Annotated in this window: 10 protein-coding genes; 9 read left to right on the top strand and 1 reads right to left on the bottom strand. The window is 61.0% G+C overall.

Annotated elements, in window-relative coordinates:
• Nucleotides 1-237: 237 nt before the first annotated feature.
• A complete protein-coding gene (locus HMPREF2971_RS04765; RefSeq protein ID WP_070634033.1) occupies nt 238-960 on the bottom strand; it encodes a hypothetical protein in 723 nt (240 codons plus the stop codon).
• A 323-nt stretch (nt 961-1,283) separates the two neighbouring features.
• Here HMPREF2971_RS04765 and pyrR point away from each other — a divergent pair, with 323 nt between their 5' ends.
• The 9 genes from pyrR (at nt 1,284) to gmk (ending at nt 11,912) form a co-directional block, all read left to right on the top strand.
• Nucleotides 1,284-1,952, top strand: coding sequence for a bifunctional pyr operon transcriptional regulator/uracil phosphoribosyltransferase PyrR (gene pyrR / locus HMPREF2971_RS04760; protein WP_246825044.1), 669 nt, complete (start codon nt 1,284-1,286; stop codon nt 1,950-1,952).
• Nucleotides 1,949-2,950 carry an aspartate carbamoyltransferase catalytic subunit gene (locus HMPREF2971_RS04755; protein ID WP_049354673.1) on the top strand — a complete coding sequence of 334 codons (1,002 nt, stop codon included), beginning with the start codon at nt 1,949-1,951 and terminating at the stop codon, nt 2,948-2,950. Before pyrR ends, HMPREF2971_RS04755 begins: the two co-directional genes overlap by 4 nt.
• Nucleotides 2,951-2,980: 30 nt before the next feature.
• Nucleotides 2,981-4,282 (top strand): dihydroorotase, encoded by a 1,302-nt coding sequence (locus HMPREF2971_RS04750; RefSeq protein WP_070691644.1) that lies wholly within the window; start codon nt 2,981-2,983, stop codon nt 4,280-4,282.
• A 188-nt stretch (nt 4,283-4,470) separates the two neighbouring features.
• Complete coding sequence (locus HMPREF2971_RS04745) at nt 4,471-5,010, top strand: PH-like domain-containing protein (RefSeq protein WP_070691642.1); 540 nt, start codon at nt 4,471-4,473, stop codon at nt 5,008-5,010.
• A gap of 151 nt (nt 5,011-5,161) precedes the next feature.
• Complete coding sequence (gene carA, locus HMPREF2971_RS04740) at nt 5,162-6,349, top strand: glutamine-hydrolyzing carbamoyl-phosphate synthase small subunit (protein WP_070691639.1); 1,188 nt, start codon at nt 5,162-5,164, stop codon at nt 6,347-6,349.
• On the top strand, nt 6,350-9,670 hold the full coding sequence (gene carB, locus HMPREF2971_RS04735) for a carbamoyl-phosphate synthase large subunit (RefSeq protein ID WP_005505946.1): 3,321 nt from the start codon (nt 6,350-6,352) through the stop codon (nt 9,668-9,670).
• Complete coding sequence (gene pyrF, locus HMPREF2971_RS04730) at nt 9,670-10,527, top strand: orotidine-5'-phosphate decarboxylase (RefSeq protein ID WP_070691638.1); 858 nt, start codon at nt 9,670-9,672, stop codon at nt 10,525-10,527. Before carB ends, pyrF begins: the two co-directional genes overlap by 1 nt.
• A gap of 405 nt (nt 10,528-10,932) precedes the next feature.
• Nucleotides 10,933-11,313, top strand: coding sequence for an integration host factor, actinobacterial type (gene mihF, locus HMPREF2971_RS04725; RefSeq protein WP_049352501.1), 381 nt, complete (start codon nt 10,933-10,935; stop codon nt 11,311-11,313).
• Nucleotides 11,314-11,354: 41 nt separating this feature from the next.
• Nucleotides 11,355-11,912 carry a guanylate kinase gene (gene gmk, locus HMPREF2971_RS04720; RefSeq protein WP_005505951.1) on the top strand — a complete coding sequence of 186 codons (558 nt, stop codon included), beginning with the start codon at nt 11,355-11,357 and terminating at the stop codon, nt 11,910-11,912.
• Nucleotides 11,913-11,983 lie beyond the last annotated feature (71 nt).

Below are 11,983 nucleotides of genomic sequence, written 5' to 3'. Positions count from 1 at the left end.
ACAAGCGGACAGGGTGAGCATCATTGCCGCAGAAAGCGCGGCAATAGAACTACGGTTAAACATCATTGTTAGTTCTTTTCTGGTGTGTGGTTGTGCCGATAAAGACGGCTATGGAAATGGTGACTGTTGGAAGCACACCGGACAACGCGGGCGGGGGAGTGCCCCCTCTGCGGCGCTGAGCGCCTTGAGGACGGAGCCCCCGCCCTGCGTGTCCGGTATGCGCCTCGTTTAGTATCACTACTCGCTTTGAGCGGATGCGGTCGCCTCGCTCGTAGCGTCTGCTTCGTCTCCGCAACCGTAATGAAGGGTCTCAGATTTGACAACAACAAACGCATTATCTTCAGAACGGCGAAGAACAAAGACCCGTCGCGTTAGTTGAGGGTCCTTAAATTTCTTACCCTCAGCAGAGCGAACGTTACTCCAGTCTTCACAGAACGTGATGGTTGCGCCGGTGTTGTATGAGACAGAACCATCGTCGTGCATGGTTCCATAGGTGACTGGATCGATGTTATTGAAGGCAATTTCGCCCTTGATAGGACCGTGGTTTTCTTCTGTGAACTTTTGAATATTCTCCACTTCCTCCTTTGTGTCTTCCAGGAAGGATTTATCCACGTATCGGAGCAGCTCTTCATCACTCGTGTGCTCCAGGCTCCCATGCATCCATGCATTCCAAACACGTCGGTACTGTTCCAACGCATCGTATGCAGCCTTGAGGGTCGCATCTGCTGCTTCCTTCGACGGGTTATCCAAATCAACGTTCGCACGAATCAGCACGGGCTCATAACCCGTCGGAGTGGGTGAAGGAGTGGGAGTTGCGGAAGCCTCAGCGCTTGCTGATTCAGCGCTTGCGGAAGTGGAAGCACTCGATTCTGCGTTGACCTGCGCACCTCCGGAACAAGCGGACAGGGTGAGCATCATTGCCGCCGAGAGCGCGGCAATGGAACTACGGTTGAACATCATTGTTGGTTCTTTTCTGGTGTGTGGTTGTGTAAACCGCAGAATTATCCATACAACAACGTGTGGAATTCAGCGGAATGTTATCGGTTGATGCCATTACCCTAACATATATCCACGGAGCACACACCCCGGCTCACTATTTGTCCATGTTGTCGAGATCCTGCTTATTGCAGCGCAGATAAGGGACGCGGTACGTGCCTCATCGCTGTCTCCCCCTCACCGTGAGCGGTCTCTCGCCGAACCTGAACGTAGCCTGTGAACTGTGGTACCCTACTAGAAGCACAAAACCTTTAAATCCGTCCCGTGAGGCGGGGAAGGAGACGGCTATGCCTGGGTCAACTGTACCCACATCCGGCGCGAACCAGGGGCGAAACGTAACCGCAGCCCCCCATTTGGCAACCCCTCAAAGCACCTTGGAGGACGCGACCACCGTCGGCCGCACCATCCTCAGCGAGGACGAAATCCGCCGCGCCCTCACCCGCATCGCCTACGAAATCATCGAAACCAATAAAGGCGTAGAAAACCTCGTACTCGTCGGCATCCGCTCCCGCGGCGTGCCCCTCGCCGTACGACTCGCAGCCCGCATCCAAGCCATCGAGCCGAACTTCAACGCAGAAACACGAATCGGCGCCCTGGACATCACCGCCTACCGCGACGACCAGCGAATCGGCGGCACCACCTCCCCAGATACCGCAGGGGAAAGCATCATGCCCTCCATCGGCATTGAAGGCAAAACCGTAGTTCTCGTTGACGACGTCCTCTACTCCGGCCGCACCGTACGCGCCGCCCTCGACGCACTCAACGCCCACGGACGACCCGCCCTCGTACGCCTGGCAGTCCTCGTAGACCGCGGACACCGGCAACTACCCATCCGCGCCGACCACGTGGGCAAAAACCTGCCCACCAGCGCCAGCGAAACCGTGCGCGTCGTACTCACCGAAACCGACAACGCAACAGACCGAGTTGACATTATCCAGCTGGGAGGGCTCTCATGAAGCATCTGCTCGACACCCGCGAACTAACCCGCGAAGAAGCCATCGAAATCCTCGACGTCGCCGACTACATGGCGCAGGTCAAAGCCGAAAACCGCACCCTCAACGTGCTCAACGGCAAGACCGTCGTCAACCTCTTCTTCGAGGACTCCACCCGAACCCGCCTCTCCTTCGAAGCCGCTGAGAAGCGCCTGGGTGCCGCAGTCACGAACTTCTCCGCTTCTGGCTCCTCCCTGTCTAAGGGCGAGTCGCTCAAGGACACCGCGCAGACCCTCAAGGCGATTGCCGCGGATGCGTTCGTGATCCGCCACTCTGCATCCGGCGCACCGCAGCGCCTCGCCGAAGCAGGCTGGACCGACATCCCCGTGCTCAACGCGGGCGACGGCACCCACGCGCACCCCACCCAGGCACTGCTCGATGCCGTGTCCCTGCGCCAGTACAAGGCAGAACGCGACGGCCTCGACAGCCCCCGCGGCACCGACCTGTCCGGCATGCGTGTGCTCATCGTCGGCGACATCCTGCACTCGCGCGTGGCGCGCTCCAACCTCTGGCTGCTGACCACCCTCGGCGCACAGGTCGTCTTCGTCGCACCGCCGACCCTGCTGCCGCTGAACACCGCCTCCTGGGTTGAAGAAGCCGGCCTGGAAATCTTCCACGACTTCGACGAAGCCATCGCCACCAACCCCGACGCCGTCATGCTGCTGCGCATCCAGAAGGAACGCATGAACGCCGCGTACTTCCCCTCCGCAGAGGAGTACACCGACCTGTGGGGCCTGACCGCCGAACGCTTCGCAACCCTGCAGGCGCAGCCGCAGCCGGTCGCAATCCTGCACCCGGGCCCCATGAACCGCGGCCTGGAAATCTGCACCGAAGCCGCTGACGCCACCAACTCCTGGGTCCTGCGCCAGGTCAGCAACGGCGTGGCGCTGCGCATGGCGGTGCTCTACCTGCTTCTGACCGACGGCTCCAGCGCCAAGCTCTACGCCGGCGACGAATCCTAAACGACCTTCCTAACGAGAGGAACCAACACCATGAGCAAGTACCTGATCAAGGGCGCAAGCCTCTACGGCGAAAAGGTCGCCGACATCCTCATCGAGGACGGCGTGATTAGCCGCATCGCAGAGAACATTGACGCCGCAGACGCACAGGTCGTCGAGGCGGCAGGCCAGGTGGCGCTGCCCGGCCTGGTCGACATCCACACCCACCTGCGTCAGCCCGGCTACGAGGCATCCGAAACCGTCGAGACCGGCACCCGCGCAGCAGCCCTGGGCGGCTACACCGCAGTGTTCGCCATGGCAAACTCCATGCCCGTGGCAGACACCGCCGCAGTCGTTGAGCAGGTTGACCGCCTCGGCAAGGAATCCGCATGGTGCCGCGTGCAGCCCATCGGCGCAGTGACCGTGGGTCTGAAGGGCGAGCGCCTCTCCGACATTGGCGGCATGGCGAACTCCACCGCGAACGTGCGCGTGTTCTCTGACGACGGCATGTGCGTGTACGACCCCGCCGTGATGCGCCGCGCCCTCGAATACGTCAAGACCTTCGACGGCGTTATTGCGCAGCACGCGCAGGATCCGCGCCTGACCGAGGGCGCCCAGATGAACGAGGGCAAGGTGTCCGCTGACCTGGGTCTGGCCGGTTGGCCCGCCGTCGCTGAAGAGGCAATCATCGCCCGCGACGTGCTGCTGGCCGAGCACCTGGACTCCAAGCTGCACATCTGCCACCTGTCCACCAAGGGCTCCATTGAGGTTGTGCGCTGGGCTAAGTCCCGCGGCGTGCAGGTCACCGCGGAGGCAACCCCGCACCACCTGCTGCTCACCGACGAGACCGCACGCACCTACGACCCGATTTTCAAGGTGAACCCGCCGTTGCGCACCGAAGAGGACGTCATGGCGCTGCGTCAGGCTGTTGCTGACGGCATCATCGACGTGATTGGTACCGACCACGCACCGCACCCGGCAGAGACCAAGGAATGCGAGTGGGCGTGCGCCGCGAACGGCATGACCGGCCTGGAGCAGGCACTGTCCATCATCCAGATGACCCTGGTTGACACCGGCATGATTACCTGGCGCGATGTGGCACGCATCCTCTCCGAGGAGCCCGCGAAGATTGGTCGCCTGGACCACGAGCAGGGCCGCCCGCTTGCCGAAGGAGAACCGGCAAACATTGTGCTGGTCGACCCGAAGGCAACCCGCGTCATCAAGCCGGAGGAGCAGGCAACCAAGGGTAAGAACAACCCCTACCGCGGCATGGAGGTGCCCGGCTCGATTCGTGCAACCTTCTACGCTGGCCACCCGACCGTGCTGAACGGCAAGCTGGCCACCCCGCGCAAGTAAGTTCGCACAGGTTAGTTCGCGCCGCTCAGCCGCGAGGTGAACCGCGTAGTGACCGTGCCGGCGGTGGCGGGTTTAGGCCCGCCACCGCCGCGCGGGGACTATAGAACGCAACCGGGAGCACCGTCCCCAACCCCACCAACCCAGGCCGAGACAATCGACCGAGACACCAACCGAAAGAGAGAACCCACGTGGGAAAGCTCATCACCGCCATCGTCTGCCTGGCCCTCGTGGCCCTGTGCATCTACGGCATGTGGCACGGATGGCGCTCGCGCCTGGCCCGCCAGTCCAACATGTTCGGTTCTCTCAAGGAGGTTCCCGAACGCTACGAAGGCATGACTGCTGACGCCGCTTTTGAGGGCGAGTACATCAGCACCACGATCTTCGGTAACTGGCTGGACCGCGTGGGATTCGATTCGCTCGGCTTCAAGAGCAAGTCCACCCTGCTGATCTACCCCGACAGCATCATCTTCACCCGCGACGGGGCGAAGGACCTGTGGATTCCGGCGAAGAAGCTCTCGGTCATCACCACCGACCGCGGCATGGCCGGCAAGGTTGTGGAGAAGGACGGCCTGGTCGTCATCGGCTGGACCCTCGACGGTCACCGCGTGCAGACCGGCTTCCGCACCCGCTACGCTGAGGATAAGCAGGCGGTACTGCGGGAGTTGCGCCGCATCGCCCCGAACGCGGTGGATGCGCCCGAGAAGTGGGCGGCAGACCCGGAAGCCTAAATCCCGGTGCAATATCCCGGCGCACCCACCCCCAAGATTTTGCCCCACGGCAGGCGAACACCCGCCGAAGGCACCATAGACTACCCCGGAACCTGCACGGTAGAGGCCGTACAGGAAGCGGGGGAGAACACCAGAGAAAAGGAAGAAGAGCATGACTGACATGACACGATCCGGCGCCCTGCGTACGGACCGCGCGCTGCTCGTCCTGGAGGACGGCACCGTCTACCGCGGCTACGGCTACGGCGCAACCGGCGCGTCCCTGGGCGAGGCGGTTTTCTCGACCGGTATGACCGGCTACCAGGAAACCCTGACCGACCCCTCCTACGCGGGTCAGATTGTGGTTCAGACCGCTCCCCATATCGGCAACACCGGCGTGAACACCACCGACGCTGAGTCCCGCAAGATTTGGGTTGCCGGCTACGTGGTTCGCGACGCAGCACGCGTGGCATCCAACTGGCGTTCTGAGCGCACCCTCGACGAAGAGCTCATCGAGCAGGGCATCATCGGTATTCAGGGCATTGACACTCGCGCCCTGACCCGCCGCCTGCGTTCGAGCGGTTCGATGCGTGCGGGCGTGTTCTCCGGTGAGCACGCAGAACGCCCCGAAGCTGAACTGCTGGAGGAGGTGCGCGCCTCCGAGCCGATGGCTGGCCGTAAGCTCGCTGACTCCGTTTCGGTTGACACCGCCTACACTGTTGAGCCGCACCAGTTCAACTGGTTCGCACCCCCGGTCGCAACCATTGTCGCCCTGGACCTGGGCATTAAGTCGATGACCCCGCAGCGTTTCGCTGAGCGTGGCGTTCGCGTGCACGTGCTGCCCGCAAACGCAACCCTCGAGGACATCTACTCCCACAACCCCGACGGCGTGTTCTTCTCCAACGGCCCCGGTGACCCGGCAACCGCTGATGAGCAGGTTGAGCTGCTGCAGGGAGTGCTGCGTAAGGGCACCCCGTTCTTCGGCATCTGCTTCGGTAACCAGCTGCTCGGCCGCGCCCTGGGCTTCGGCACCTACAAGCTGCCCTTCGGCCACCGCGGCATCAACCAGCCGGTCATGGACAAGACCACCGGCAAGGTTGAAATCACCGCGCAGAACCACGGCTTCGCTGTGGACGCGCCGATTGGCGACTACGTGACCGCACCGAACGCCGAGTTCGGTCAGGTCATGGTCTCCCACGTGGGTCTGAACGACAACGTGGTTGAGGGCCTGACCTGTAAGGATATCCCCGCGTTCTCCGTGCAGTACCACCCCGAGGCTGCTGCGGGCCCGCACGATTCCGCCTACCTCTTTGACCGTTTCATCGACCTGATGGTCGCAACCAAGACTGCAAAGGAAGCATAAATGCCTCGTCGTACTGACCTTAATAGCGTCCTCGTCATCGGTTCCGGCCCCATCGTCATCGGTCAGGCAGCGGAATTTGACTACTCCGGCACTCAGGCGCTGCGCGTGCTGAAGGAGGAGGGCGTGCGCGTCATCCTCGTGAACTCGAACCCGGCAACCATCATGACCGACCCCGAGTTCGCGGACGCCACCTACATTGAACCCATCACCCCCGAGGTGATTGAGAAGATCATCGAGAAGGAAAAGCCGGACGCAATCCTGCCGACCCTGGGTGGTCAGACCGCACTGAACGCGGCTATCTCCCTGGATGAGCGCGGCGTGCTCTCCAAGTACAATGTTGAGCTGATCGGCGCGAACATTGAGGCGATTAACCTTGGTGAGGACCGTGAGGCATTCAAGGGCGTGGTGGAGCGCGCCGGCGGCGAGTCTGCACGCTCGGTGATTGTTCACTCCATGCCGGAGGCGCTGGAAGCCGCTAAGGAGCTGGGCTACCCGATGGTGGTCCGCCCCTCCTTCACCATGGGTGGTCTCGGCTCGGGTATGGCGTACAACGAGGAAGACCTCTACCGTATTGCCGGCGCCGGTATTCAGTACTCGCCGACCAGCGAGGTCCTGCTGGAGGAGTCCATCCTCGGCTGGAAGGAATACGAGCTGGAGATGATGCGTGACACCAACGACAACGTCGTGGTCGTCTGCTCCATCGAGAACTTCGACCCCGTGGGCGTGCACACCGGTGACTCCATCACCGTGGCCCCCGCACTGACCCTGACCGACCGTGAGTTCCAGAAGCTGCGCGACATCGCGATCAACGTGATTCGTGAGGTTGGCGTGGACACCGGTGGTTGTAACATCCAGTTCGCGATTGACCCGAAGACCGGCCGCATCATCGTCATTGAGATGAACCCGCGCGTGTCTCGTTCCTCGGCGCTCGCGTCGAAGGCTACCGGCTTCCCGATTGCGAAGATTGCGACCAAGCTGTCCTTGGGTTACACCCTGGATGAGATTCCGAACGATATCACCCAGAAGACCCCGGCGTCCTTCGAACCGACCCTCGACTACGTGGTTGTGAAGGTTCCGCGCTTCGCGTTTGAGAAGTTCCCGGCTGCTGACCCGACCCTGACCACCACCATGAAGAGTGTTGGCGAGGCTATGGCTCTGGGCCGTAACTTCACTGAGGCTCTGCAGAAGGCGATGCGTTCGCTGGAGCAGAAGGGCGCGTCCTTCTCGTTCAAGCCGCTGTCCCTGTCTGAGGCTGAGCTGGCTGAGCTGATTGAGAAGACTAAGGTTCCGACCACTCAGCGTATTTACCAGGTTCAGCAGGCTCTGCTGGCCGGTGCTACCGTGGAGCAGCTGCACGAGGCTACCAAGATTGACCCGTGGTTCCTGGATCAGCTGGTGCTGCTGAATGAGGTTGCCGGCGTGGTTCACGCTAAGCGTGACAACCTTGACCCGGAGACTTTGAAGCTGGCTAAGCGTCACGGTTTCTCGGACGCTCAGATTGCTGAGATTATCGGCTCTTCTGAGGATGTTGTGCGCGGTGTTCGCCACGCTCTGGGTATCCGCCCGGTCTTCAAGACTGTTGACACCTGTGCTGCCGAGTTTGAGGCGTTCACTCCGTACCACTACTCCTCCTACGACCTGGAGGATGAGGTTGCGCACCACGAGAAGCCCTCGATTATGATTCTGGGTTCGGGCCCGAACCGTATCGGTCAGGGTATTGAGTTCGACTACTCGTGTGTGCACGCTTCGCTGGTGCTGCGTTCGCTCGGTTACGAGACCGTCATGGTCAACTGCAACCCCGAGACCGTTTCAACCGACTACGATATTTCGACTCGCCTGTACTTTGAGCCGCTGACCCTTGAGGATGTGCTTGAGATTGTTGAGTCGGAGCGTCGTACCGGCGGTCTGATGGGCGTGTTTGTTCAGCTGGGCGGTCAGACTCCGCTGAAGCTGGCTCGTGCCCTGAAGGATGCGGGCGTGCCGATTCTGGGCACCACCCCCGAGGCTATTGATCTGGCTGAGGACCGCGGCGAGTTCTCCCGCGTGCTGGAGGAGGGCGGCCTGATTTCGCCCAAGAACGGTACTGCGTTCACTTTCGAGGGTGCTAAGCGCATCGCTGATGAGATTGGTTACCCGGTTCTGGTTCGTCCTTCGTACGTGCTGGGTGGCCGTGGCATGGAGATCGTCTACGATGAGGCGAACCTGGCACGCTACCTGGAGAACGCTACCGAGGTTTCGCCTTCGCAGCCTGCTCTGATTGATAAGTTCCTTGAGGACGCTATCGAGATTGACGTTGACGCTCTGTTTGACGGCGAGGAGCTGTACTTGGGCGGCGTCATGGAGCACATTGAGGAAGCCGGTATTCACTCGGGTGACTCTTCCTGTACTCTGCCTCCGATTACTCTCGGCCCGGACATCATCGCGAAGGTGAAGGACGCTACCGAGAAGATTGCTCGCGGCACCGGTGTGCGCGGCCTGATTAACATTCAGTTCGCGTACGTGTCTGAGAACCTGTACGTGATTGAGGCGAACCCGCGTGCGTCTCGTACTGTTCCGTTCGTGTCGAAGGCTACCGGCGTGCAGATGGCTAAGGCTGCTGTGCTGATTGGCCTGGGTAAGAGCATTGCTGAGCTGAAGGCTGAGGGCTACCTGCCGTCGAACATGGATGGCGCGTCCCTGCCGGAGGAAACCGCGATTGCTGTGAAGGCTGCGGTTCTGCCGTTCGCTCGTTTCCGCACCCCTGAGGGTGTTGTGGTGGATTCGCTGCTGAGCCCGGAGATGCGTTCGACCGGTGAGGTCATGGGTCTGGATAAGCACTATGACACCGCGTTCGCGAAGGCTCAGGCTGGTGCTGGTTCGCCGCTGCCCACCTCCGGTAAGGTGTTCATTTCGGTGGCTAACCACGATAAGCGTAACGTCATTATTTACGCGAAGATGCTGGAGTCGCTGGGCTTTGAGATCGTTTCGACCGGTGGTACCGCTGAGATTCTGCGCCGTAACGGCCTGAACTCGGTGATTGTGGCTTCGAAGTTCGCTGAGGCGAATGGCGACCACTCGATTGTGGACATGGTCCGCAACGGTGATATTGACCTGATTCTGAACACCCCTGCCGGTGGTGCTGCTCGTAGCGATGGTTACGAGATTCGTGCCGCTGCGGTTTCGGTGGGCTGCCCGGTCATGACTACCATTTCTGAGTTCGCTGCGGCTGTTCAGGCGATTAATGCTCTGCGTGAGCACAGCTGGGACATCATGAGCCTGCAGGAGCACGGCGTTCAGCTGGCTGCCGCTGTGGATGCTCGTTCTGAGGGTGGCGAGGCGTAATGTCCGCTGCTTTTGGTGATCGTCTGGCGAAGGCGATGGCGGAGCGCGGCCCGCTGTGTGTGGGTATTGACCCGCATCCGAACCTGCTGGAGCAGTGGGGTCTTGAGGATTCTGCTGCCGGTCTGGCTGCTTTTACTGAGGCGGTCTATGAGGGTTGCGCCCCGTTTGCGGCGGCGTTGAAGCCTCAGGTGGCGCTGTTTGAGCGTCACGGTTCGGCTGGTCTTGCTGTGCTGGAGGCACTGTTCGCCCGCGCTGCCGCTGATGGTGTGCTGATTGTTGCTGACGCTAAGCGCGGCGATATCGGTTCGACCATGAAGGCGTACGCGGATGCGTGGCTTGGCTCGTCTTCGCCGCTGGGTACCGATTCGGTGACGCTGAGCCCGTACCTGGGCTTCGAGTCGCTGCGTCCGGCACTGGATTTGGCTGATCAGAATGACCGCGGCACCTTCGTGCTGGCGCTGACCTCGAACCCCGAGGGTAAGAGCGTGCAGCACGTGGGTGCGTCGGAGTCCGAGGGCGCGGTGGCCAAGCGCATTATTGCCGCGGCGGTAGCCGAGAACACCTCCCGTCAGTGGGAGCAGATGGGCCCGTGCGGCCTGGTGGTCGGCGCGACCGTCGGCCAGGCGCTGGTTGACCTGGGCATTGACCTGGGTTCCTTCAACGGCCCGATTCTGTCGCCCGGTTACGGCGCGCAGGGTGCTTCGGCCGCTGACCTGTACCGCGTGTTCGCGGGCGTTGAGTCGCAGGTGCTGGTGAACTCTAGCCGTGGCGTGCTGGCTGCTGGCCCGTCGGTTGAGGGTTTGGCGAAGGCTGCGCAGGCGGCTCGTGATGACCTGTTGGCGGCTCGCGGCGCATAGTTCGCGTGTTGCGTGAGGGGCGTGTGCTCCGAGTGGATTCTGTTGAGGGTCTGCTCGGGGTGCGCGCCCTTTTTCGCAACCCTTCTGTGAGCCTGTTTTGGCGCAATTTTCCGGTACATTCTGATGCATATTGTGCCGCCGCATACTCGCACCGATGCGAGTTTGCTCACCTTGGCAGCGGGGGAGTGCGCCCGCTCTATGAGGCGCGTGTGTGGTTCCGCTTTTGATAGGGCGAATACTCCGCTATGCTATAGGGGTACTCCCTGATATTTACGTGCTGACGTGCGTAGACGCATTGTTGGTGCGAGGGTGAGTGCCGCGGGTGGAACGAGGTTTCTCGTGCTATCCGTGATACATTAGTTGATAAGTAAAATTCTATAACTCGCAGAAATGGGGGACCCAACCATGCCGCTGACTCCGCTAACTGAGGATGCGCGCGCCTCCGCCCGCGAGAAGGCAGTACTTGCCCGAGCACACCGCCAGGAAATTAAGCGTGCACTGAGTGACCGTGAACTTTCCGTGCGTCAGGTGCTCGATATGGTCGATTCCGACCCTGCACTGGCTAAAATGCCGGTGGGGCAGATGCTGCGCGCACTTCCGGGCATTGGTGCCGTTCGCGCTGAACGCATCATTGAAGAACTTCATATTGCACCGACTCGCCGCCTTGGCGGCCTTGGTGTACACCAGCGTCGCAAGATGGTGGAGTACTTCAACCGTAATTCGCGGTATTTGAACCGTGCACGTCGTAAGACTGCTGGTCAGTCTTCCGAGTCTTCTCAGCCCTAATACCTCGTGCCTTCAGCCGATGAAGGCGCAGTAAGGAAGCTATGTCTCAGCCGACTCTCACCGTACTGGCTGGCCCCACTGCTGTTGGCAAGGGTACGGTGTGCCAGTACATTCGTGAGAACTACCCGAACGTGTGGTTCTCTGTTTCCGCTACCACTCGTGATCCTCGCCCCGGTGAGGTTGACGGTACTCACTACTATTTCGTTTCGATGGAAGAGTTTGACCAGATGATCGCTGACGGTCAGATGCTTGAGTACGCTGTGGTGCACGGTAAGAACAAGTACGGTACTCCGCGCGCTAAGGTCCAGGAGGCCCTGGATGCTGGCCGCCCGGTGATCCTTGAGATTGACTTGCAGGGTGCTCGCCAGATTCGCGAGACCATGCCTGATGCTCGCCTGATTTTCTTGGCTCCTCCGAGCTGGGATGAGCTGGTGTCGCGTCTGGTGGGTCGAGGTACCGAGAGTGAGCAGGAGCAAGCTCGTCGCCTTGAAACCGCGAAGGTTGAGCTGGCTGCTGAGAAGGAATTTGACGTCACGGTCGTCAACGACTCTGTTGAGCGTGCGGCGAAGGAGATCGCTGAGCTGATTGGCGCCGCCTAATCTGCATGCTTTGCGTTTGCGGTGGGGCTAGAGTTTCTTCCGACCTGTAGTTCTGCCGCGAGGCGTTGTGA

The sequence above is a fragment of the Rothia sp. HMSC066G07 genome, from assembly GCF_001814485.1.
GTDB lineage: Bacteria > Actinomycetota > Actinomycetes > Actinomycetales > Micrococcaceae > Rothia.
Note: the sequence above shows the minus strand (reverse complement) of the source record. Positions and strands in the feature narration are given on the sequence as shown.

Bases quoted from the DNA above. Each gene is read 5' to 3' on its own strand.
- HMPREF2971_RS04765 (WP_070634033.1), bottom strand. From the start codon at position 960: ATGATGTTCAACCGTAGTTCCATTGCCGCGCTCTCGGCGGCAATGATG.
- pyrR (WP_246825044.1), top strand. From the start codon at position 1,284: ATGCCTGGGTCAACTGTACCCACATCCGGCGCGAACCAGGGGCGAAAC.
- HMPREF2971_RS04755 (WP_049354673.1), top strand. From the start codon at position 1,949: ATGAAGCATCTGCTCGACACCCGCGAACTAACCCGCGAAGAAGCCATC.
- HMPREF2971_RS04750 (WP_070691644.1), top strand. From the start codon at position 2,981: ATGAGCAAGTACCTGATCAAGGGCGCAAGCCTCTACGGCGAAAAGGTC.
- carA (WP_070691639.1), top strand. From the start codon at position 5,162: ATGACTGACATGACACGATCCGGCGCCCTGCGTACGGACCGCGCGCTG.
- carB (WP_005505946.1), top strand. From the start codon at position 6,350: ATGCCTCGTCGTACTGACCTTAATAGCGTCCTCGTCATCGGTTCCGGC.
- pyrF (WP_070691638.1), top strand. From the start codon at position 9,670: ATGTCCGCTGCTTTTGGTGATCGTCTGGCGAAGGCGATGGCGGAGCGC.
- mihF (WP_049352501.1), top strand. From the start codon at position 10,933: ATGCCGCTGACTCCGCTAACTGAGGATGCGCGCGCCTCCGCCCGCGAG.
- gmk (WP_005505951.1), top strand. From the start codon at position 11,355: ATGTCTCAGCCGACTCTCACCGTACTGGCTGGCCCCACTGCTGTTGGC.